General features: G+C 67.9%; 22 protein-coding genes. 9 read left to right on the top strand and 13 right to left on the bottom strand.

Features of this window, described 5'->3' with window-relative positions; genetic code table 11:
• Window positions 1-12: 12 nt before the first annotated feature.
• From OVA06_RS02710 to ssd, 7 genes are all read right to left on the bottom strand, one after another.
• Complete coding sequence (locus OVA06_RS02710; RefSeq protein ID WP_268156117.1) at window positions 13-378, bottom strand: Rv3654c family TadE-like protein; 366 nt, start codon at window positions 376-378, stop codon at window positions 13-15.
• Complete coding sequence (locus tag OVA06_RS02705) at window positions 375-818, bottom strand: TadE family type IV pilus minor pilin (RefSeq protein WP_268156115.1); 444 nt, start codon at window positions 816-818, stop codon at window positions 375-377. The genes OVA06_RS02710 and OVA06_RS02705 overlap by 4 nt, the downstream gene beginning before the upstream one ends.
• A 14-nt stretch (window positions 819-832) precedes the next feature.
• Window positions 833-1,177, bottom strand: coding sequence for a DUF4244 domain-containing protein (locus tag OVA06_RS02700; RefSeq protein ID WP_268156113.1), 345 nt, complete (start codon window positions 1,175-1,177; stop codon window positions 833-835).
• 178 nt (window positions 1,178-1,355) lie between these two features.
• Entirely contained in the window at window positions 1,356-1,964 is a 609-nt protein-coding gene (locus OVA06_RS02695; protein WP_268156111.1) for a type II secretion system F family protein, read from the bottom strand.
• Window positions 1,961-2,776 carry a type II secretion system F family protein gene (locus OVA06_RS02690; protein WP_268156109.1) on the bottom strand — a complete coding sequence of 272 codons (816 nt, stop codon included), beginning with the start codon at window positions 2,774-2,776 and terminating at the stop codon, window positions 1,961-1,963. The genes OVA06_RS02695 and OVA06_RS02690 overlap by 4 nt, the downstream gene beginning before the upstream one ends.
• A complete protein-coding gene (locus OVA06_RS02685; protein ID WP_268156107.1) occupies window positions 2,773-4,071 on the bottom strand; it encodes a TadA family conjugal transfer-associated ATPase in 1,299 nt (432 codons plus the stop codon). The genes OVA06_RS02690 and OVA06_RS02685 overlap by 4 nt, the downstream gene beginning before the upstream one ends.
• Window positions 4,068-5,267 (bottom strand): septum site-determining protein Ssd, encoded by a 1,200-nt coding sequence (gene ssd, locus OVA06_RS02680; RefSeq protein WP_268156105.1) that lies wholly within the window; start codon window positions 5,265-5,267, stop codon window positions 4,068-4,070. Before ssd ends, OVA06_RS02685 begins: the two co-directional genes overlap by 4 nt.
• A 114-nt stretch (window positions 5,268-5,381) precedes the next feature.
• Here ssd and OVA06_RS02675 point away from each other — a divergent pair, with 114 nt between their 5' ends.
• Together OVA06_RS02675 and OVA06_RS02670 are read left to right on the top strand one after the other, a co-directional pair.
• Entirely contained in the window at window positions 5,382-7,109 is a 1,728-nt protein-coding gene (locus OVA06_RS02675; RefSeq protein WP_268160601.1) for a bifunctional 3'-5' exonuclease/DNA polymerase, read from the top strand.
• 180 nt (window positions 7,110-7,289) lie between these two features.
• Window positions 7,290-7,481, top strand: a complete 192-nt coding sequence (locus OVA06_RS02670) for a YegP family protein (protein WP_056078207.1) — start codon at window positions 7,290-7,292, stop codon at window positions 7,479-7,481.
• A gap of 74 nt (window positions 7,482-7,555) precedes the next feature.
• Here the strand turns inward: OVA06_RS02670 and OVA06_RS02665 are convergent, their stop codons facing one another.
• The 3 genes from OVA06_RS02665 to OVA06_RS02655 all read right to left on the bottom strand — a co-directional run bounded on the left by OVA06_RS02665 (window position 7,556) and on the right by OVA06_RS02655 (window position 10,549).
• Window positions 7,556-8,233 carry an NUDIX hydrolase gene (locus tag OVA06_RS02665; protein WP_268156102.1) on the bottom strand — a complete coding sequence of 226 codons (678 nt, stop codon included), beginning with the start codon at window positions 8,231-8,233 and terminating at the stop codon, window positions 7,556-7,558.
• 16 nt (window positions 8,234-8,249) lie between these two features.
• A complete protein-coding gene (nth, locus tag OVA06_RS02660) occupies window positions 8,250-9,083 on the bottom strand; it encodes an endonuclease III (protein WP_268160599.1) in 834 nt (277 codons plus the stop codon).
• Between the two features lie 68 nt (window positions 9,084-9,151).
• Complete coding sequence (locus tag OVA06_RS02655; protein WP_268156100.1) at window positions 9,152-10,549, bottom strand: hypothetical protein; 1,398 nt, start codon at window positions 10,547-10,549, stop codon at window positions 9,152-9,154.
• A gap of 403 nt (window positions 10,550-10,952) precedes the next feature.
• On the opposite strand from OVA06_RS02655, the gene acs reads away from it, so the two are divergent.
• The 5 genes from acs (at window position 10,953) to OVA06_RS02630 (ending at window position 17,387) form a co-directional block, all read left to right on the top strand.
• Window positions 10,953-12,977, top strand: a complete 2,025-nt coding sequence (acs, locus tag OVA06_RS02650) for an acetate--CoA ligase (protein WP_268160597.1) — start codon at window positions 10,953-10,955, stop codon at window positions 12,975-12,977.
• A 208-nt stretch (window positions 12,978-13,185) separates the two neighbouring features.
• Window positions 13,186-14,496, top strand: a complete 1,311-nt coding sequence (locus OVA06_RS02645; protein ID WP_261620317.1) for an ABC transporter substrate-binding protein — start codon at window positions 13,186-13,188, stop codon at window positions 14,494-14,496.
• 138 nt (window positions 14,497-14,634) lie between these two features.
• Window positions 14,635-15,606 carry a carbohydrate ABC transporter permease gene (locus tag OVA06_RS02640; protein ID WP_268156098.1) on the top strand — a complete coding sequence of 324 codons (972 nt, stop codon included), beginning with the start codon at window positions 14,635-14,637 and terminating at the stop codon, window positions 15,604-15,606.
• Window positions 15,603-16,526, top strand: coding sequence for a carbohydrate ABC transporter permease (locus tag OVA06_RS02635; RefSeq protein WP_268156096.1), 924 nt, complete (start codon window positions 15,603-15,605; stop codon window positions 16,524-16,526). Before OVA06_RS02640 ends, OVA06_RS02635 begins: the two co-directional genes overlap by 4 nt.
• Before the next feature lie 57 nt (window positions 16,527-16,583).
• Complete coding sequence (locus tag OVA06_RS02630; protein WP_268156094.1) at window positions 16,584-17,387, top strand: DeoR/GlpR family DNA-binding transcription regulator; 804 nt, start codon at window positions 16,584-16,586, stop codon at window positions 17,385-17,387.
• 9 nt (window positions 17,388-17,396) lie between these two features.
• Here OVA06_RS02630 and OVA06_RS02625 read toward each other — a convergent pair whose 3' ends face one another.
• The gene (locus OVA06_RS02625; protein WP_268156092.1) at window positions 17,397-18,425 is read right to left on the bottom strand and encodes a LacI family DNA-binding transcriptional regulator; all 1,029 of its coding nucleotides are present in this window, start codon (window positions 18,423-18,425) and stop codon (window positions 17,397-17,399) included.
• A gap of 75 nt (window positions 18,426-18,500) precedes the next feature.
• Here OVA06_RS02625 and aroQ point away from each other — a divergent pair, with 75 nt between their 5' ends.
• Window positions 18,501-18,962, top strand: a complete 462-nt coding sequence (gene aroQ / locus OVA06_RS02620; protein WP_268156091.1) for a type II 3-dehydroquinate dehydratase — start codon at window positions 18,501-18,503, stop codon at window positions 18,960-18,962.
• A 15-nt stretch (window positions 18,963-18,977) separates the two neighbouring features.
• Here aroQ and OVA06_RS02615 read toward each other — a convergent pair whose 3' ends face one another.
• Window positions 18,978-20,162 carry a MarP family serine protease gene (locus OVA06_RS02615; RefSeq protein ID WP_268156089.1) on the bottom strand — a complete coding sequence of 395 codons (1,185 nt, stop codon included), beginning with the start codon at window positions 20,160-20,162 and terminating at the stop codon, window positions 18,978-18,980.
• Window positions 20,163-20,382: 220 nt separating this feature from the next.
• Here OVA06_RS02615 and OVA06_RS02610 point away from each other — a divergent pair, with 220 nt between their 5' ends.
• Window positions 20,383-21,060, top strand: coding sequence for a Crp/Fnr family transcriptional regulator (locus OVA06_RS02610; protein ID WP_009359192.1), 678 nt, complete (start codon window positions 20,383-20,385; stop codon window positions 21,058-21,060).
• Between the two features lie 97 nt (window positions 21,061-21,157).
• Here the strand turns inward: OVA06_RS02610 and OVA06_RS02605 are convergent, their stop codons facing one another.
• Entirely contained in the window at window positions 21,158-22,069 is a 912-nt protein-coding gene (locus OVA06_RS02605; RefSeq protein WP_268156086.1) for an NUDIX hydrolase, read from the bottom strand.
• Window position 22,070 lies beyond the last annotated feature (1 nt).

Below are 22,070 nucleotides of genomic sequence, written 5' to 3'. Positions count from 1 at the left end.
GCGGCAGGCAGCTTAGGGAGGCGGTCCGGCACGGGCCCGCCCGGTTGCCGCTCCCAGCATCGATCGTTCCAGCAGTTCCGTCCGGACTTCCAGGGTCTGGCCGGGGCCCTCTACGCAGCTGAGGACCCGTGCCGTGTGCCGGGATGCGACGTCGTGGGCCACGGTGCAGGGCTCGCCGGCCGAGATTCCGCGCAGGGCATCGGCCCCCGCGAGCGCTGCCAGGTCCGCGGCCGACGCGGCACGGCTGGCCTGCACCGCTGACTGGGCCAGCAGCATCACCAGCACGGCTGCCATCAGGACCACCAACGCCAGCCCTGTCGCGAGGACGGTGCCTGATCCCCGTTCTGGGTTGTCCCCAACCGGCCGGACCGCTGTCACCTGTTTCCCTTTCCGTCGGCGAGGCCGCTGCTCCCGGCTGGCGCACCGGCCGTGCGCTCCGCTCGGGTGGACGCCCGGGCAGTGAGGGTCCACGGGATGGATGTTCCCAAAGGGCCTCCCACCCGGTCCGTCACGGTGATGTTGAACCATTCGCCCTCGGCCGCCACCGTGGCGGCCGCCGTTCCACCCGCAAGGGTGCGGACGGTCTGCTCCACGGTGGCGGGGTCTTCACCCCTGGCCAGGGCCCTGGCGCCGGACCGCGCCCCTTCCTCGATCCGCAACTGGGTGACGCCGGCGGCCGCTCCTGCCAGGAGCATGGCCAACAAGGCCACCACGACGGGAAGGGTAACGGCGAACTCGGCTGTTACCGCACCCCTGCACGCGGCTGCAGCACCAGCCCGGCACCGAGCGGCTCCCCGTGCAGCCTGTGCACCTGGCACGGCCGGCGCAGCTGTCACGGCAGCGCCAGCGCCGTACGGATCAGGTTCAGCAGGAAACCCCGGACTTCATCACTGCGGAGGATGAACACCAGCAGGCCCGCGAATCCGACCGCGGCGAGGGTGGCGATGGCGTACTCGGCGGTGGCCATTCCGGCTTCCGACCCCATCAGCCGGACCGAACGCCGCCGGCGGCGGGATGTACCGGCGCCGGGCCGCAGCTCCACGACGTTGGCAGGGAGGGTGCTGTCCCGTGAGCCGCCGATGGACTGTGGCCCACCGGCGCTGCGGCCTGTGGGAGCGGGCCGGGCGGCGAGCGCGGACGTGCCGGTAAAGGAGTGATGGTGGTGGTTCATGGACATGTGGTTCTTCCTTCCGTAGCGCCGGAGGTTCTTCCGGCTGGTGATGACTCTTCCGGCGCGGGCGGCGGCCGGTAAGGTCCCGGTTTCGGTAAGTGGATAAGCAGCGGCTGCCCGCCGCTGTGGAGGACTGGACGGCGTGCTCCGGCCCCCGGAGGGCGGCCGAAGCCCGCCGCTGCGGTCAGGAGCCCGAGGGCACCAGGGCCAGCAGTACCGGAACGACGCCGAGGCAGATGAAGGCAGGGAGCGAACACAGTCCCAGCGGAATGACGAGCTTGACGCCCAGCGACGCGGCACGCTTTTCGGCGGCCCGGAACCGTTCCCGGCGGAGCCTGGCCGCCTGGGCATAGAGGATGGCCGACGACGGCGCGCCGGTCAGCGCAGCGAAGCCCAGTGCATCCCGCAACTCCAGGATGTCGGGCTGCCGGACGGCGGAGCTGCGCCAGGCCGTTTCCCAGTCGGCACCGATAGCCAGGGCTGAAACCACCGGCCGCAGTGATTCGCTGTACTTCGCCGAGGCGGACACGGAGACCAGTTCCAGGGCGCGGCCGATGCTGGAGCCGGCGTCAAGCATGGCCGCCACGAGTTCGAGCATCATGGCGGTGTCTGCAAGGCCGGGTCCGGCCCGGTTACGGGGCTCCGGGATCGTTGACGTGTGGACCGGGCCCGGACCATGCAATCCGAGGATGCGGAGTCGTGTCCGGGCCTTGCCGCGTCCGGCGCAGGCCAGGAACGTTGCGGCGGCAAGGACGGCGAACAGCCACAGTGCGGCGATGCCGGGGCCCGTCACAGCTTCCCGGTTCCTGCGGCAGTTGCCACCAGGCGCGAAGACCAGAGTCTGCCTGCAACGGTCAGGACTGCGCCGCCCAGCAAGGCAGCCAAGCCCAGGGGCGTACCCAACAGCATGGCAAGCGGGTCAACGCCCAGTGCCATCCCGAGCCCAAGGCCCATCAAAGGCAGCCAGGTCAGCAGCGTGACCGTGGCTTTGGGACCGGCCAGGGCTGTCTGGCGCGCCGCATCTGCGTCGGACTCCACCTCGAGCTGGGCCGCAAAGCGGGTGAGCACATCAGCGAGGGGGCATCCGCTGGCTTCGGCGATATCGAAGCAGGCTGCCAGCTCGGACCAGATCCGTGCTTCCCGGCGCCCGCCGGGAAGCACCTCCGGCATCGCCCGCCTGATGGCCGCCGACACCGGTGTGCCACGCGCCGCGGCACCCCGTGCTGCGGCCAGGAGGGCAAGGGAACCTTCCGACAACCCTCCCCTGGCCGGACCGGCAACGGCATCCCCCACGGATGGTTGCGGGCCGTCCGTTCCATAAACGGTCCAGAGTTCATCCCACAGCCTGGCGGGTGTCCGGCCGCCTTTGAGCAGCGCAGCCAGTTGCTGCACCAGGAGTGTCAGGGGTGCCCCCACCGTTGCGTTCTTTCCCGATCCCCTTTTTCCCTTGGGGGTAAATCGCCTGCGGGCAGATCCGCCCAACAGATCGGATGTCCGGGCGGGCGGTTGGCCGGCGGCACGGCGCAGCCGTGCGGCAGCACCCCTTGGCGGCTTGAGCAGCAGCAGCACCGCCAGGGACAGGGCAAGCGCCAGCAGCACAATCACCGGTTTTCCTCCGGGTCCATGCCCAGCCGTGCTGCCAGCGCCGGCCACGCGGAGCCCGCGACACCTGCAGCAGTTTCCAGGGCCGGCACCACCGTTAGCCCCTCCGGAGAATCGACGAAAACACCGATGCACGTGACTTCGCGTCCCCGGGGCGTCCGTTCGACGTGGATGGCTACATCCAACGCGCTGGCTGCCTGCAACCGCACACCGTCCGGACTCATCCCGGCCAGCGCCCCCAGCGCTGTGAGCCTGGCGGGAACCGAGGCTGCCGTGTTGGCGTGGATGGTGCCGCCTCCGCCGCTGTGGCCTGTATTCATGGCGGTAAGGAGCTCACGGACCTCGGCGCCGCGGCACTCACCCACCACCAGCCTGTCGGGGCGCATGCGCAGGGCCTGCCGTACCAGTTCGCCCAGGTCCACCTCGCCGCCGCCTTCCAGGTTCCCGTGCCTGGACTCCAGGGAAACGATGTGCGGGTGGACGGGGTTCAGTTCCGAGGCGTCCTCGATGAGGACGAGCCGCTCCCCCGCCGCACACAACCCCAGCAGCGTTGACAGCAGGGTGGTCTTTCCGGAGCCGGTGGCGCCGCTGACCAGGAAGCTCAGCCTCTGCTCCACTACCTTCTCCAGTACGTCCCGGACCGGCCGGCTGAACATGCCTCCTGCCTGCAGTTCGTCCATGCCGAAAACGTGCTCGCGCCTGATGCGGATACTCAACAGGGTCCCCGCCGTGGAGACTGGCGGCAAGACAGCGTGGACACGGTAGCCGCCGGGAAGGCGGACATCAACACAGGGCGACCCGTCGTCCAGCCGCCGCCCGCCCGCCGCCACCAGCCTGCAGGCGAGCGCGCGCAGCTGGGATTCACCCTCGAACGCCACCGCCACACGTTCGATGCCGCGCCCCCGGTCAACCCATACAGAGTCGGGAGCATTGGCGAAGATGTCCGTCACGGCGGGGTCCCGGGTGAGCTCCTGCAGGGGACCCAATCCGTTCAGTTCCGCGCTGATCCGTTCCACGGCGGCCAGCGCGCCCGCAGTTCCCAGCAGCTTTCCGGTGGCCTGGACCGCCGCGGCCACCCGGGACGGAGTCACGGCCCCGGCCTCGGCCATCATCGATTCGCGCACCGATTCCAGGAGGCCCGCGTCCACGGGGCGGCCCCGGGCCGGTGTCCCGCCCGGGTGGGGTCCGCGCCGCTGCCCTTCCAGGATCCGGGCACTTCGCCGGGACCGTGGCGGAAACGCGGAAACATCAGGAGGTGCCGCAACAGCCCCGGATGCGTCCCCCTCGCCCGGCGTCATACCGGTTCTCCTACGGGCAGCCCGTCACCGAGGGAATCGAGCACCGTGCCGGCGAAGCGCCGCACGCTGCGCCGCCTGCCAAGATCCAGGAGCCTGCCGGATTCCACGGCGGCCGCTATGCCGCGCAGTTCGGGCACCCGGCCCAGGACGGGAAGCCCGATGGCGTCGGCGAGGAGCGGGCCGTCAATGGCCGCCCCCGGTTTGCCCCGCATCAGCACCGACGCTTCCACTGGCGGGAATTCCTGCAGCAACCGCACCGCGGCAACGGCAGCCTTCAGCTGGGCCGGCACCACCACAAAGATGCGGTCACAGTCCCAGGCGAACGTCTTCAGTGGCTCGGCACGGCGGCCAATATCCACCACCACCAGCTCGTAACCCCGCCGGGCAGCGTCCAGGACACCGGCGGCAGTGGGCGCTGCCACCTGATCGGGCTGTTCGCGGCTGGCGGGCCAGGACAGGAACGAGAAACCGCCGGACACGGGCAGGGAGTCGGCCAGTTGGAGGGGGTCGATGCTGCCCCGGGCGTCGGACAGGTCCGGCCAGCGCAACCCCGGGTAGTCCTCGGCGGCGATGGCCAGTTCCAGCCCGCCGCCCCAGGGATCGCCGTCCACCAGCAGTACGCGCGCCCCCATGCCCGCCGCTGCCTGCGCAATCCAGATGGCCGCCGTGGTGGCGCCCGCACCGCCACAGCCGCCGGTCACGCCGAGAACCAGGCCACCGGGCCCCGGCGACCTAGACCGGCTCAAGTGGTCCGCCAGCCAGGCAGCAGCATCCGGCAGCACGGCGACGCGTTCGGCTCCAAGCGCGGCGGCCAGATGCCACAGGCTGTCCCCTTCGCCGTCCAGCCCGACGAGGACGGCAGGTGCCCGCCGCCGGGGCGGCAACTCCCGGATGTCACTGCCCACCAGCACCGCAGCCGCCCCGTCCCAGTGAAGGCCGCCCTCTGCGGCATCGGCGGCCACCCGCAGGCGTCCGCCGGCGGCAGCAACAATCCGTTCCACCTCCGAGCGGAGGAAAGCCGAGGCCGTCACCAAGAGCACTTCGCCGGACGCGTCAGGCAGCCACGCGTCAGCGGACCCGTCCGCTGGTCCGGCGGATGCACGCGACGTTCCTGCCGGCGGGGAGCCCGGGGCATGGCCGGCGGACCCGGCGGGGCCCTGCCCCGACGGTGGAGGAAGTATCTGGTGCCTGCTCATGGAGCCACTCTCCACGCCGGCGCGGCGGCAGGTAAGGTCCGCCGGCGGCTATGTGGATAAGGCGGACGTGTACCGCCGTACGGAAGCGTCCCGCCAAGCGTGCACAATTGGAGCATGTATGTCCTGCTCGCCGCCCACCCCTCCGGGGCCGCGCTGCAGGAGCTCACCCAGGCAGGCGAACCCGGGCCGGCCAATCCTGGAGTCCGCGTCGTCAGCACCGGCGACCTTCCCGCCGTCGTGCGCAAACTGGAAAGCGGCCCCACGCCGCCCCGCTGGATCTGGCACCGTACCCAGGACTGGTATCCGGCGCTGCTGCGCGCCGGCGTGGAGCTGGAGCGCTGCTACGACCTCACGCTGTGCGGCAACATCCTGGCTTTTTCACAGTTCACTGCCCACACCGAGTACGCCCGCACGTCGGACAGAACCCCGGTGGACGATCCGGTCCTGCCGCCGAAGACGCTGCTTCCGCCGGCTCCCCCATCGGACCAGGGCGCCCTGTTCGAAGACCCGGGAAGCGGCCCGCCCCTGCGCCATACCCCGGAAGAGCTGCGGACCGAATACGCGGCACAGCAGACGGCCCTGGCCGGGGCCGGCACCGATGGCAGCATGCGCGGCCGCCTGCAGCTGCTGCTGGCGGCTGAATCAGCGGGCGCGATGATCGCCGCCGAGATGCAGTACTCCGGCGTGCCGTGGCGGGAGGACCTGCACGAGGAAATCCTGGCAGGTTACCTTGGCCCGCGTCCGCCAGCCGGTCAGCGGCCGGCACGGCTGGAGGCGCTGGCCGCCGAACTGCGGCAACTGCTCGGCTCCCCCGCGCTGAACCCGGACTCCCCGCAGGAACTCATCCGCGCCCTGCACCGCAACGGCATCGAAGTGAAGAGCACCAGCAAATGGGAGCTGAAGGACTCTCCGCACCCGGTCATCGGCCCGCTGCTGGAGTACAAGAAACTGTCGCGGCTGCATACGGCGAACGGATGGTCCTGGCTCGATGCCTGGGTGGCTGGCGGGAGGTTCCGGCCCGAGTATGTGGTGGGTGGCGTGGTGTCCGGCCGCTGGGCGTCGCGGGGCGGCGGCGCCCTCCAGATCCCCCGGCAGGTCCGTGGTGCCGTGCACGCGGATCCTGGCTACAAGCTGATCGTCGCCGACGCATCACAGCTGGAGCCGCGGGTTCTGGTGGCGCTGGCCCGGGACTCGGTGATGGCCGAAGCCGCGCGGGACCAGGACCTTTACGCGGGCATCGCCGCCAAGGGGTTCGGCGGTGACCGCGCAAAAGCCAAGGTGGCCCTCCTCGGGGCCATGTATGGTGCCACGTCCGGCGAATCCGGCCGCCTCATGCCGCAGTTGGCGCGGACGTATCCGCGTGCCGTGGACTTCGTGGAACAGGCCGCCCGGGCGGGCGAGGCCGGCGGCACGGTAACCACCCGGCTGGGCCGCAGCAGCCCGCCGCCGTCGGAGCGCTGGTACCAAAGCCAGCGCTCGGCCACCGCTGAGGAGCAGCGCCGTGCCGAGTCGATCGCCAGGTCCCGGGGCCGGTTCACCCGCAACTTCGTGGTCCAGGGCTCGGCTGCGGACTGGGCGGCATGCTGGCTGGCAGAATTACGACGGCGGCTGCGCACCCTCCGCGCGGACGGCACCGGGGCAGGGCCAGGCGGTACCGGTCCGGAACTGGTGTTCTTCCTCCACGACGAAGTCATGGTGCACGCCCCGGCGGGTGCCGTGGACGAGTGCATCAGGGCGATTGAGGACGCCGCCGGTGCCGCAAAGGAACTCCTGTTCGGGCCCATCCCGGTGGAGTTTCCCGTCAGCGTCGCGGTGGTGGACTCCTACGACCTGGCCAAGTAAGCCCGCTGGCCAGCATGGCCTGCTGGTGCCAGCCAAGCCCCGTTCCTACCCATATGACGGAGAAAGTAACCTACCGGGCAGTAGTTCGACGCGCCGCGTGACGCGGATTACAGTCTGTAGCGGCGACTGATGCAGACCGGTCGGACGGCTGATGCGACGAAGCACACCAGGAGGTCCGGCATGGCGGGCAGATTCGAGATTCACCGGGCAGGAGACGAGTCCTACCGGCTCCGGCTAACAGACGCTGAGGGCAACATCGTTGCCGTTTCACCAAGCTTCAAATCCTTGAACAAACTGATGGACGGCGTCAACGCGATGCGCGAGAACGCCGCGACAGGAATTGTGGTCGACCTGCGGCAGCAGCAGGCCTGACCCATCCATAAGGCCTGAGAAGGCCCCAACAACCGGGTGGCCGCGCTCAATGGCGCGCGCGGCCGCCCTAATACTTAGACGCTAATGGGGTGCAGCCTGGTGCTGTCCCAGGGCACCGACCAGCCCAGCTGGTCGAAGAGGCCGCTGAGCACAATGCCGGTGAAACCCCACACCACCACGCCGTTCACCGTGAAGGCCGGGCTGTCGAACGTACGCCCGGCCCGGTGGACGGTGGCCATGACCCGGTTGTCCGGGTCCAGCAGATCACGGACGGGGATCCGGAAGACCTGGGCGGATTCCGCATAGTCCACCACGCGGACCGGCGACGGCGACGCCCACCAGCCGAGCACAGGGGTCACCAGGAAGTTGCTGTGGGCCAGGCCGAGCTGCTGCAGGGTGCCCAGGACTTCAACGCCGCCCGAGTCCAGGCCCGTTTCCTCCTCGGCCTCACGGAGGGCTGCGTCCACGGCGGATTCACCCGCATCCAGGCTGCCGCCCGGGAAGGCGACCTGGCCGGGATGCGACCCGAGCGTATGGGCCCGCTCCAGCAGCAGCACGTCGAGGTCTGCTGGGGCCAGCGGCTTGCCGGAGACCGCGGGGACGTCATCAAGGGCGCCGAACAGCATCAGTACGGCGGCCCGGCGGGCCAGGCTCGCGTCGACGGTCAGGGCCGCCCACCGCGGGTCCGGGGTGGTGTTGGATCCGGATGCCGCCCGCCGCGCCAGCCCCAGCAGATCCTCCCTGGCGCTCACAGGCCCTCCCCGGCGCTCACAGGTCCTCCCCTGCGGTCACAGGTCCTCCCCGGCGCTCAGGGGACCGCCGCTGCGACGCCATCCGGATCTCGGCCGCCCGGTGCGTCTCGGCCTGCAGCTGCTCCAGCAACGCCTCGTTGCCCGGTGCGAGCTCATATTTGAGGAGCTTTGCGGCCTTCACCGGATCCAGTTCCCCGAGCCCGTAGCTGGGGCACCAGTTGGCCACGGGGCAGGCGCCGCAGGCGGGCTTCCGGGAGTGGCAGACGCGCCGGCCGTGGAACACCACCCGGTGCGAGAGCATGGTCCAGTCGCGCGGCTCGAACAGTTCTGCCACGTCCGATTCGACCTGCACAGGATCGTCCGACTGCGTCCAGTTGAACCGCCGCGCCAGCCGCCCGAAGTGGGTGTCCACCGTGATGCCGGGGATGCCGAAGGCGTTGCCCAGGACCACGTTGGCAGTTTTGCGCCCCACGCCGGGCAGCGTGACCAGGTCCTCGATCCGGCCGGGGACCACGCCGTCGAACTCGTCCACCAGGCGGGTGGCAAGGGCCAGCAGGTTCCGCGACTTGGCCCTGAAGAACCCGGTGGGCTTGAGGATTTCCTCGAGCACGGCCGGGTCCGCTTCGGCCATGGCACGGGCGTCCGGGTAGCGTCCGAAGAGCACCGGCGTGACCAGGTTGACGGTGACGTCGGTGGTCTGGGCTGAAAGGACCGTGGCCACCAGCAGCTCAAACGGGTTGGTGAAGTCCAGTTCCGCGTGTGCGTAGGGGTACTTTTCGGCCAGCGCCCGGTTGATCCGCCGGGCACGCCGCTTCAGGGCCAGCGCCGACTCGGAAGACACCACCGGCATGCCTGCAGCCTGCCCACCGGGCACGGCCTGCCCGCCCTTTCCGGCGGCCCGCGGCGCGGCCATGGGGGCTAGCCGCGCTCGATGTTGCTGAGGTCGCGGAGGACCCCAAGGCGTCCGTCCGTGTGCTGCACCAGGAACTCGTGCCCGCGGTCTTCCAGGGCCAGGACCCAGCCGCCGGGCTCGATGACGAAGGCGGGGGACCCGCTGTGCGGATCGAACGCCGTGCGGTGCTGGGCCACGGCAAACCAGAAGGCCTCATGGACGGGATGCTCGTCCCCGGCGTCGTGGCTCGACGGATCGACGGTGGCGCCGATCGGCTCTTCGACCCGTACCTGCTGGTGCACAGCGGTTGCGGCCGGCGGCTCCCACGTGCGCTGCGGCGCGGAAGCAGCCGGGGAGCTGACGGCGTCGTGCGTTGCCGTCTGCTGGCCCGCGGAAGCGGCGGGAAGGTTGGCGCGCTGCGTTTCCTCTGCGGCTGGTGCCTCAGCAGGGCGGACGACGTCGGCGGCCTGGGTTGGCGGGCCGGCGTCCACCTCGGGAGCGTGGTCGGCTGCTTCGGGCGCGGTGGATACGGGAGTGCCCGCAGCTGCTGCTGCCGGAGCCGCGGTGGGAACGGCAGCGGTGGCGGGTGCCACGGCGTCCGCCGGGCGTGCTGCCGGTGCGGTGGCCGCCGCCGGTGCGTGGTGCGAAGGCTCAGGCGCATGGTGCGAAGACCCGGGCGTTACCGCGGAAGATCCGGCACCGGCCCCGCCGAACAGCTTGCCGCCCAGCCGGGACTTGGGGGTGGCTTCATGCTTGTGGTGGGAGTCCGCTTCCGGGTGGGACCCCGTCTTGGCCGCCGCTTCAGGCTTGGGCTGCTTCGGTGCACGGGGCGCCGGTGCGGGTACTGCGGACTCGCGGGCGGCCACGTGTGCCGGCGCTTCGGCGCGGCCCAGGAAGTCGCTGGAGAGATACGGCACGAACCGGCCAAGGACGGTGGCGACAAACAGGATGATGGAACCGATCAGGCCCACCAGCAGGCTGGGAACATAGGCCCCGGCAACGGAGATGAAGAAGAACGCCACTGCGAAGCATGCGGACACCGAGGCGAACTGGTCAACGGAGAGGGAGCCCACGCGGATCTTTGTGGCGGGCGCCAACCGGCGGGCGGCGAACAGTGCACTGACAATCAGCGGCAACAGGATTCCGAGGCCAAGGAAGAAGAGGTTGTTCAGGTTCCACAGGTTGTAGCGTGCGCCGAAGATGGGCAGCAGCGAAGCAACGAACAGGACAATGGTGGCCACGAAAACCGTCAGGTCCCGCACGGTGAAGGGGCCAAGCACTGCCTGGTTGGAATCCTTGGCGAGGCGGAACGGCGTCCCGGCGCCTTGAGGCGCGGCCTGCTGGCCTGCCCCGGCGGCGCCGGTCTGGCCGGCACCCGTTTCCGTGGCGGGGCCGGTTTTCTGGCCGTAGCTGGGCTGGTTCATTCTGCTCTCCTTAGCATGGCGGCACGGAACCGGCCTGGGCCGATCCACGATGTGCCGTCGAAACACCGTTCCCCCGGCCGGGCCCGGAGCCCGGCCCGCGGGCCCGAAGTAAAGTCACAATTTCATTTCAGCCTAGTCAACAGCCCGGCTGATCACTAGCTGAAACGGCGGCAGGGGGACCTCGCCGGACTGCCACAGAAACCATTCACCGCACAAAAAATGCCGCTTACGGGCACAACTGTGACAAGGCACACATGGCCGCGCCGGCAAGAGTTAGGGTGGATTCCGGAACAGCTCTTTGCGGTATGTCCGTGATCGGCCGGTGCCCGGTGTCGTGCTTGCGGCCCTGCACGGCCGTGGCCTGCATCCCGCGCAGCAAAGATCGATGAATGATGAGGTTCACATGTCCCAGGACACTCCAAGCTCCACGGCCACCGTTCCCGCTGCCCCGGCAGGACAGGGTGCACAGCAGGGCGACGCGTTTGAAAACCTGCTGCATGAGACCAGGACCTTCCCGCCCACGCCGGAGTTCGCGGCGAACGCAGTGGTCAAGGCCACCGATTATGCAGAGGCCGACGCCGACCGGCCGGCTTTCTGGGCGAAGCAGGCCCGCGAGCTGCTCACCTGGAGCAAGGACTTCGGTGAAGCCCTTGACTGGTCCAACCCGCCGTTCGCAAAGTGGTTCGTGGGCGGCGAAGTCAACGCCGCGTACAACGCGCTGGACCGGCACGTGGAAAACGGCCTGGGTGACCGCGTTGCCATCTATTTCGAAGGCGAACCGGGTGACAGCCGCACCTATACCTACGCCGAACTGACTGAGGAAGTGAAGAAGGCCGCGAACGCCTTCGAATCCCTTGGCGTGTCCAAGGGCGACCGCGTGGCCGTCTACCTGCCCATGATCCCCGAGGCCGTCATCACGCTGCTCGCCTGCGCACGGATCGGCGCGGTCCACTCCGTTGTGTTTGGCGGCTTTTCCGCCGACGCCCTGCGCTCACGCATCGACGATGCTGAAGCCAAGCTGGTGGTCACCGCTGACGGGACGTACCGCCGCGGCAAGCCGAGTGCGCTGAAGCCGGCCGTTGACGAAGCGCTATCCCATGGGGAAGACGCAGCCGGGCACACCGTGAACAACGTCGTGGTGGTCAAGCGCAACGGCCAGGACGTGGACTGGCACGAGGGCCGCGACCACTGGTGGGACGAAACCGTCGGTGAAGCGTCCGCCGAGCACACCGCCGTCGGGCATGATTCCGAACACCCGCTGTTCATCCTGTACACCTCCGGCACGACCGGTAAGCCCAAGGGCATCCTGCACACCACCGGCGGGTACCTCACCCAGACCGCCTACACGCACAAGGCGGTGTTCGACCTGCACCCGGAGACGGACGTGTACTGGTGCACGGCCGACGTCGGCTGGGTCACCGGCCACTCCTACGTCGCCTACGCGCCCCTCGTCAACGGCGCCACCCAGGTCATGTACGAGGGTACCCCGGACTCACCGCACCAGGGCCGCTGGTGGGAGATCGTGGAAAAGTACAAGGTCTCCATCCTGTACACCGCCCCCACCGCGATCCGGACGTTCATGAAGTGGGGCAGGGAGATCCCGGACAAGTACGATCTGTCCTCCCTTCGGGTCCTTGGCTCTGTGGGCGAATCCATCAACCCCGAGGCCTGGATGTGGTACCGGAAGGTCATCGGCGGAGACAAGACCCCCATCGTGGACACGTGGTGGCAGACCGAGACCGGCGCGCAGATGATCGCGCCGCTCCCCGGGGTTACCGCCACCAAGCCGGGCTCGGCCCAGGTCCCGCTGCCGGGCATCGCCGTAGACGTGGTGGACGAGATGGGTGAATCCGTGCCGGACGGGCACGGCGGGTTCCTGGTGATCCGTGAACCCTGGCCGGCCATGCTCCGCGGCATCTGGGGCGACCCCGAACGGTTCAAGGACACCTACTGGTCCCGGTTCGAGACCATGTACTTCGCCGGGGACGGTGCCAAGAAGGACGAGGACGGCGACATCTGGCTCCTCGGCCGGGTGGATGACGTCATGAACGTGTCCGGGCACCGGCTCTCCACCACGGAAATCGAGTCCGCCCTGGTCTCACACCCGGCCGTGGCGGAGGCCGCCGTCGTGGGCGCCTCGGACGAGACCACAGGCCAGGCCGTCGTGGCCTTCGTCATCCTGCGCGGCGACGCCGCGAACAACGGCGACGCAACCGTCCAGGAACTCCGGAACCACGTGGGCAAGGAAATCGGCCCCATTGCCAAGCCCAAGAACATCCTGATAGTCCCGGAACTGCCCAAGACCCGCTCCGGCAAGATCATGCGGCGCCTGCTCAAGGACGTTGCCGAAGGCCGCGACCCGGGCGATGCCACCACCCTGGCCGATCCCACGATCATGCAGCAGATTGCGCAGTCGCTCAGAAAGTAACACCGGCTTAGTATGTGCCGCAGCACCGCCGAATGGCCCCTTTTAGCCCGTAATTTCGGGATAAACGGGGCCATCCTGCGTTTGTGACGATTCAAAAACGGCCACCAGAAAAAGTGTTATTTACCGTTCTTCCATGTTCTGTTTTGCGAGGTTATAGTCGTACTGATGTGAGGTGCCTCACATGCTGCTATTACTCAAGGGAGAGAACATGGCTTCACCGTTTGATGCGTCCGCAACTGCCTTCCCGAGCAGGCGGAGCATCCTCAAGACCGCCGGCGTTGGCGCTGCCAGCCTGGCCGGCATCCCGTTCCTCGCAGCCTGCACCGGCGGCAGCGCACCCTCCGCAACAGGTACCGATTCCGGCGGGCTGACCTTCGGCTCCGGCTCCTCCGACGACGTGCCCAAGCGGGCCTACCAGGCAGTCACCGATGCCTTCACGGCCAAGACCGGCAAGAAGGTCACCACCAACACGGTCCCCCACAACGACTTCCAGAACAAGATCAACTCCTACCTCCAGGGTTCCCCGGATGACACCTTCACCTGGTTTGCCGGCTACCGGATGCAGTACTACGCCGAAAAGGGACTCCTGGCTCCCATCGACGACGTCTGGGAAACCATCGGCGCAAACTATTCCGATGCCCTGAAGAAGGCCTCCACCGGGCCGGACGGCAAGCTGTACTTCGTCCCCAACTACAACTACCCGTGGGGGTTCTTCTACCGGAAGAGCCTGTGGGCCGAGAAGGGGTACGAGGTTCCGGAAACCTTTGACGCCCTCAAGACCCTCGCCGCCAAGATGCAGGGGGACGGCATCATCCCCATCGGCTTCGCGGACAAGGACGGCTGGCCCGCCATGGGCACCTTCGACTACATCAACATGCGGCTGAACGGCTACCAGTTCCACGTGGACCTGTGCGCGCACAAGGAATCCTGGGACCAGCAGAAGGTCAGCGCCGTCTTTGACACCTGGTCGGCGCTGCTGCCGTTCCAGGATCCCGGAGCCCTCGGCCAGACCTGGCAGGACGCTGCCAAGTCCCTTGAGTCCAAGAAGACCGGCATGTACCTGCTGGGCTCCTTCGTGACCCAGCAGTTCACCGACGCGGCAGTGCTGGCCGACATCGACTTCTTCGCCTTCCCGGAGATCGCCATGGAGGGCCGGGACGCCGTCGAGGCCCCCATCGACGGCCTCCTGCTCTCCAAGAAGGGCGGCGAGAACAAGGCTGCGCGGGACTTCATGGCATACCTGGGCACACCCGAGGCGCAGGATGCCTACGCCGCAGTGGATGCCTCCAACATCGCCACCGCCAAGGGCACCGACACCTCCAAGTTCAGCCCGCTGAACAAGAAGTGTGCCGAAACCATTGCGGATGCGAAGTACATCAGCCAGTTCTTCGACCGTGACGCGTTGCCGGCCATGGCCAACAACGTGATGATTCCCGCCCTCCAGAGCTTCATCAAGGACGGCAAGATGGACGTCAAAAACCTCGAGGCGCAGGCCAAGACCCTCTACGCCGCGCAGTAGCCGCCCACAGCACACCGGCACCGCAGCACTGCAGGACGGACGACGGCGGCGCACGCCCGCCGTCGTCCGTTCCCTTCCAGCGTCCCCACCCAAGCAGCACCGCCCCGGCGGCGTCCCACCAGCAGAGGGAAGATTTCCATGAGCAGCACCGCGCAAGAATTGATTCCGCCGGAGGCGCAGGAACCCGGCGGCGGCCGGATCGGCCGGACCAGGGGCGGCCGGGTCCGGCGTCTGACCGGCCGGGACAAAGTGGTCCTGTCGCTGATGGTGGGCATCCCCACCCTGATTGAGCTGGCCCTGGTGTGGCTGCCGACGCTGATGTCCATCGGGCTCAGCTTCACCCGGTGGAACGGGCTTGACCTGGCCGATATCCGGCCTGCCGGCACCGAAAACTACCAGTACATCACCCAGGACTACCCGCCCTTCTGGCCGGCCGTCCAGCACAACCTCATGTGGCTGCTCTTCCTGGCCCTGATCGCCACGCCGCTCGGCCTGCTGCTGGCGGTGCTGCTGGACCAGAACATCCGCGGCAGCAAGATCTACCAGAGCATCTTCTTCGCTCCCGTGATGCTCTCCCTGGCCCTCATCGGCATCATCTGGCAGCTGTTCTACCAACGCGATAACGGCCTCCTGAACTTCCTCCTCGGCACGGCGGGGACGCCGCAGGCCGTCGACTGGTTCGGGGACTCGTCCGTGAACATCTGGGCCGCCATGGTCGCGGCCACCTGGCGGCACGCCGGCTACGTCATGCTCCTCTATTTGGCCGGCCTGAAGGGTGTGGACCCCAGCCTGCGGGAGGCGGCCTCCATCGACGGCGCCAACGCCTACCAGACCTTCTTCCGGGTGGTGTTCCCGGCGATGCGCCCCATCAACATCGTCATCGTGGTGATCACCATCATCGAATCCCTCCGCGCCTTTGACGTGGTCTACGTCATCAACCGCGGCACCAACGGCCTGGAGATGCTCAGCGCCCTGGTGATCCAGAACCTCGTGGGAGAAGGCCAGGTGATCGGCGTCGGCTCAGCCCTGGCTGTGGTGCTGCTGGTCATCTCCCTCGTCCCCATCGTCTTCTACCTCAGCCGCACCTTTGGCAAGGAGAACAGAGCATGAGCACCACCCCAGCACGCACGGTCCGCACCGGCCGGATCCAAGCCGCTTCCGCGCAGCGGACCGGCAGCAGGCCCAAGCGCCACTACGGCACGCACATCTTCCTGCTGGCCATGGCCGTGATGTGGCTGATTCCCCTGGGATGGTCGCTGTACACGGCGCTCCGGCCGGTGGCCTCCACTAACGAACACGGGTACTTCAGCTTCGCCGGTGACTTCAACTTCGACAACTTCGTGCAGGCCTGGACCCAGGGCGGGTTCGCCACGTACTTCTGGAACTCCGTCATCATCACCGTCCCCGCCGTGCTGCTGACCCTGTTCCTGGCGTCCCTCATGGCCTTTGCCGTCAGCCGGGTGAGCTGGAAGTTCAACGTCACGCTGCTCATCATGTTTACCGCCGGCAACCTGCTGCCCCCGCAGGTCCTCGCCGCGCCGCTGTTCGAAATGGCCAAGCACTTCGAAGTGCCCTACTCGTTCAGCGATTCCGGAAACATGCTGAACACCTACATCGTCGTCATTGCCGTCAACACCGCCTTCCAGATGGGTTTCTGTACGTTCGTGCTGTCCAACTACATGAAGGCCCTCTCGGCAGACCTGACGGAGGCGGCGCTGGTGGACGGCGCCGGCATCTGGCGGCAGTACCGGGAAATCATCATGCCGCTCTGCCGGCCGGCCTTCGCGGCGCTCGGCACCCTCCAGGTCATCTTCATCTACAACGACTACTTCTGGCCCCTGATCTTCATCCAGAGCGGCAACCGGCTCCCGATCACCACGGCCATCAACAACCTGCAGGGCGAGTTCCTGAGCAACTACAACCTCCTGGCGGCGGGGGCGGTGATCACCGTCATCCCCACGCTGGTGATCTACCTGCTCCTGCAACGGCAGTTTGTTGCGGGCCTGACTCTTGGTTCCAGCAAGGGGTAGACCATCATGGAAGGTGACGGGGAGACAGCTCCCCCACCCCAGCACGAAAGGATCTCCATGCTCCCCGCAGCACGCCACCAGGCAATAGTGGACGTCGTCCAGCGCGAACGGGTTGTCCGCGTCTCGGACCTCGCCCAGCAACTGGGCGTCTCGCTGATGACTGTCCGCCGGGACATCGAACTGCTGGAGGAGGGCGGCAAGCTGGAGCGCATCCACGGCGGCGCGAAGCTGCCCGGTGATGCCAGCACCCACGAGCCCGGCTTCGAGCAGAAGTCCACCCAGCTGACAGCGGAGAAGCGGGCCATTGCGGTGGAAGCGGCCGCTCTGGTGCAGGAAGGGATGGCGGTCGGCCTGAGTGCCGGGACCACCACGTGGGCGCTTGCCAAGGAACTGGTCAACGGGCCGCCCATCACCGTGGTCACCAACTCGGTGCGCATCGCCGACCTGTTCCACCACGCAGCCGCCACGGGCCCGGCCCGCTACAGCTCCACTGTGATCCTGATCGGCGGCCAGCGCACACCTTCGGACGCCCTGGTGGGGCCCATCGCCACGAGCGCGCTCAAACAGCTCCACCTGGACCTGCTGTTCCTCGGTGTCCACGGCATGGACTCGGCAGCCGGCTTCACCACCCCCAACCTCCTGGAAGCCGAGACGGACCGGGCCTTCGTGGCCGCAGCCCGCAGGACGGTTGTGCTGGCGGACCACACCAAATGGGGCGTGCTGGGCATCAGTTCCATAGCGTCGCTGGACGACGTGGACGAGGTCATCAGCGATTCCGGCCTCGGTCCCGATGCGCAGCGCGTCCTGCGGGACAGGGTTGGCAGGCTGCGGCTAGCGCCTGCCCTGGGCCAGTCAGCCTGAGGCAGATGCTCAGGGGCAGCCGCAGGATTGGCGGACCTGGAGGTCGGCGGGGAAGATGAGGTGTTCGGGGGTGTTGCCCCGGCCCGTTCCGATCAGGGCGTTCACCGCGGCTTCGGCCATGGCCTTTGCCGGCTGCCTGACCGTGGTCAGCGGCGGCCAGCTGTACTCCGCTTCCGCCGAACCGTCGAAGGACGCCAACGCCATATCCTTCGGCACGGACAGGCCCGCCTCGTGCAGCGCCCGCAGGATCCCCACGGCCTGCAGGTCCGACGTCGCAAAAATAGCCGTGGGCCGCTCCGCCCCGGCCAGCAGGCGCTTGCCCGCCGCATAACCGCCCTCCCGCGTGAACGGCGTCCGCACAATCGGGCCCTCCGGCAAGCCCGCGCCGGCCAGAGCCTGCAACCAGCCCTCCTCCCGGCCGTCATAATAATTGCCCGTGTTCGTCCCCATCGCCAACGCAATCCGCGTGTGCCCGTGACCGACCAGATGCTCCACCGCAGCCCGCGCACCGGCCACCAGATCCACCCCCACACTGTTGAACCCCGGCGCCTCGGCACTGTGGTTCAACAACACCACCGGGACCTCCGCCGACTCGAAATCCGCCGCGCCGGGCTCCATCAACACACTCGAGACGATCACACCATCCACCTGCCGCGCCGCAAGATTGCGGACGTTCCGGCGCTCCTTGGCCACGTTCCCGTCCGAGTTGGTCAGCACCAGGGCAAAGCCACGCTCGGCCGCGGCCTCTTCCACCGCGTGGGCCAGCAACGAAAAGAACGGGTTGCTGTTATCCGGAATGACCAGCCCGATGGTCTCACTCGAGCCCAGCTTCAACGCCCGCGCCGCAGCATTGGGCCGGTACCCCAACCGCCGGATGGCATCCTGGACCTTCGCCTCAGTAGCCGGCGCCACCCGCTTCGGACCACCATTAACCACATAACTCACCACGGCAGTACTCACACCAGCGAACCGCGCAACATCCTTACGCGTCACAGGCCCCCGGGGCCCCGGCACAGCCGACATGGTCATGGAGTACATGCTAGCTCCAGGCTCCGGCGGGACGAGGCACGTAAGAATGCACGGCACGCCGGGCCAGCCGATAGATTGGCAGGCATGACTGAAGCCTCCACCCCGGACACCAGCCGCGGCACCATCCTGGTAATAAACGGCCCCAACCTGAACCTCCTGGGCACCCGGGAGCCTGAAAAGTACGGCACCTCGACGCTCGCCGATGTGGAGCAGCTGAGCCGTTCAGCAGCAGAGGCGCACGGGTTCGCGGTGGAATGCGTCCAGTCCAACCACGAAGGCGTCCTGCTTGACGTCATCCACGCCGCGCGCGAAACAGCGGCAGGCATCGTCATCAACGCGGGCGCTTTCACCCACACCTCCGTGGCGCTGCGTGACGCACTCGCCGCCGTGCAGCTTCCCGCCGTCGAGGTCCACATCACCAACGTGCATCAGCGCGAGGAATTCAGGCACCACTCCTACCTGTCGCCCGTGTGCGCCGCCGTCATTGTGGGCGCCGGCGTCACGGGTTACCGGCTGGCCATCGACTACCTGGCCGAAACCCTCTAGCTGCTTCGGGAGTCCCTACTTCTGGATGCACTGGCCGGAGGACACCGGCGCGCTCAGGGAGGATGCCTGCGCCGCCACCGGGTTCAGCTCATCCATGGTGATGGCGAAGCCCACGTCAGAGTCAGTTGTGGCCTTGGCGAAAATGACTCCGGCCACCTGGCCGTCAGTGGTGAGCAGCGGGCCGCCGGAGTTGCCCGGCTGCACGTCACCGGCCAGCCGGTAGATATCTTCAGGAGCAGGGTTGTTGCCGTAAATGTCGGGCACCAGGACGGTGGCGATGTCCTGGACGGTGGCTGGCTTGGACTGGAAGGGGCCGCCGTGGGGGTAGCCGGAGAACGCGGCCGCGCTGCCGCCGGGAAGGTCTGCCGAGAGGGACAGCGGCTGCGCAGGCAACCCGTCAACGGCCAGCACCGCGAGGTCGTGCCTGCTGTCGAAGTAGACCACGCGCCCGGGGAGGGCATCGCCGTCGGGCATTTCCACCACGGGCTGCGACACGCCCGCCACCACGTGCGCGTTCGTGACCACGCGGTCCTCGGACACCACAAAGCCGGTGCCGGTCTGGTTCTGGCCGCACTCGTACGCAGTTCCGGCGATGCGCAGCACCGATGGGGCGGCACGGTTAAGTGCTGGCGTATCCGTGCTGGCGTTGGGAACGGGAACAGTCGGCCCCTGCCCCAGGCCCTCGATCAGAGTCGGGATGCCGTTGCCGATGACCGTAGAGCGCAGCTGGGCCATCGTGGCCTTGACGGGGATGGGAGTCAGTCCGTCGATGAAGCGGATGACTTTCGATTCGGCCAGCTGCTGGGACACCACCGGCACACCCAGGGAGCTGACACTGAAAGCCAACATGGACATCACCAGCGCCGAAACCGCCACGTTCACGGCGCCGCCCACCAGCCGGTCCACGGCGCGGAGCGGCCGGATTCGCACGGCGCCCCGGACCTGCCGGCCCACCATGGTGCCCAGGCCGTGGCCCAGCACCACCAGTACGACGGCGGCAGCCACGATGGCGGTCAGCCTCCATCCGGAGTCCTCAACGAAGCCGCTGACCAACGGGACAGCGAAGAAGGCAGCGACGGCGCCGGCCGCAAAGCCGACCAGGCCGCCAACAGTGACGAGGAAGCCGTTACGCAGCCCGTAGACCAGGTAGGACAGCAACGCCAGGATCAGGATCAGGTCCAGGACAGTCAAGCCGACCACGAAGGCTCCTTATAAACAGTTGAAACCTCATTCTAATGGGGGTCCCTGACAATCATCTGTGACGTCATCCCCGTCAGAGCGGGCCTCCTGCCCGGACCCGGGCGGCCCCGTCGCAGGCCGTCTTATAGGCGTTTCGGCTGCCAAGTTCGTCACAGAAGCTTGAAAATTCTGAAACAATGGCAAAAGCGCCACAGACGATACTTTTTACTCAGGAGATTTCATGGACATCGAGGTACTGCGCCGAGCACCACTTTTCGCCACGCTCGACGACGACGCATTCCGTCTGCTGACGGACGAGCTCACCGAGGTGGACCTCTCCCGCGGCGCGTCCGTCTTCCGCGAAGGCGACCAGGGTGACCAGCTCTACTTCATCGTCTCCGGCAAGGTGAAGCTGGGGCGCACTTCGCCGGACGGGCGCGAGTCGCTCCTGGCAATCCTTGGGCCGGGCGAGCTCTTCGGCGAGATGGCCCTGTTCGACCCCAGCCCCCGCACCGCCACGGCCACCGCCGTTTCCGAGACCCGGCTGGCCGGGCTCAAGAACGAGAGCCTGAACAACCTCCTGCGCACGCGCCCCGAGGTTTCCGCCCAGCTGCTGCAGGCCCTGGCCCGCCGCCTCCGCCGCACCAACGACTCCCTGTCGGACCTCGTCTTCTCGGACGTCCCCGGCCGCGTGGCCAAGGCCCTCCTGGATCTCGCAGACCGCTTCGGTCGTCCCGCCACCGACGGCGTACTGGTGGCCCACGAACTCACCCAGGAAGAACTGGCGCAGCTGGTGGGCGCCTCACGCGAAACCGTCAACAAGGCCCTGGCCGAATTCGTCCAGCGGGGCTGGCTCCGCCTGGAAGCCCGCGCCGTCGTAATCCTGGACATGCAGCGCCTCCGTCAGCGCTCCCGCTAAGCGCTGCGCACCTAAGCGAAACGAAAAAGGCCGCCCTTCCTCAGTGGAAGGGCGGCCTTTCGTTTGTCCGGAAACGGCGCCGGATGGGCGAGTGGGGTTAGCGTTCGCGCTGGGGGTCGCCGGGGGTGGTCTTGGCGGCTTCCACTTCGAGCATCAGCTGTCCGCCCTCTTCCACCAGGGCCGGCTGGTAGACGTGCGCCTTGCGCTTGTAGCTGAGGTAGGCGATGCAGCCGTTGGCCGACGCCATCTTCTCGAGCATGATCTCGGAACCCGGCACCAGGAGCTTGCCCAGGTTCCGCCCGGTGGTGTTTTCCTGCCCGGCTTCATCGCCGAGGGCCGTGCTGTTCCGCCCTTCGATGACCTGCGCGGCGTTAACCCAGCGGCCCCAGATGCCCTTGCCGTCCAGCAGCGTCGGCTCCTGGCCCATCGGGACAGTGGCGGCGAAGTACCGCGTATCGAACCGGCGGTGCGCAAAGTCGGGGGTGCGCCAGTTGACCAGGGACTTCAGCAGGTCGGTCCGCAGCAGAAGGCCACGTTTGTCCAGGACCTGTGCGAGGGTCTTTTCCTGTTCGGCCACCGCAATGCGGGCACGCATCCAGTCGGTGGTGGAGGTGCCTTCGACGGTGCTGGACATGTCCGGGCCGGCCAGCAGGATCCCGGTCTCTTCGAAGAGTTCGCGGATGGCGCCCACGACGTGCCGACGCGCCAGCCCGACGTCGTCCGTTCCCATCTGCTCAGCCCAGTGCTGGGGTGAGGGGCCCAGCCAGCCCAGGGGATCGTCGTCGGCCGTGTCCAGCGATCCGCCGGGAAACGCAAGGACCCCCAGCGGCGAGGAACCCGGCCGGTAGGCCAGCCAAGTTTCCAGGCCGTTGGGGGAATCCCGCAACAGGACTACAGAGGACGCCAGGCGTGCGGCCCGGGGTGTCCGCTCACCGTGTTCTAGCCAGCTCTGCGCTGCTCCAACAAGTTCCTCGGGGAGTGCAAAAAGACGGCGGGCGAGCTGTGGCAAG

Origin of the sequence: Pseudarthrobacter sp. SL88 (assembly GCF_026672455.1) — a bacterium.
Lineage (GTDB): Bacteria > Actinomycetota > Actinomycetes > Actinomycetales > Micrococcaceae > Arthrobacter.
The sequence above is the reverse complement of the archived record's forward strand: the minus strand, read 5'-3'. Positions and strand labels throughout refer to the sequence as shown.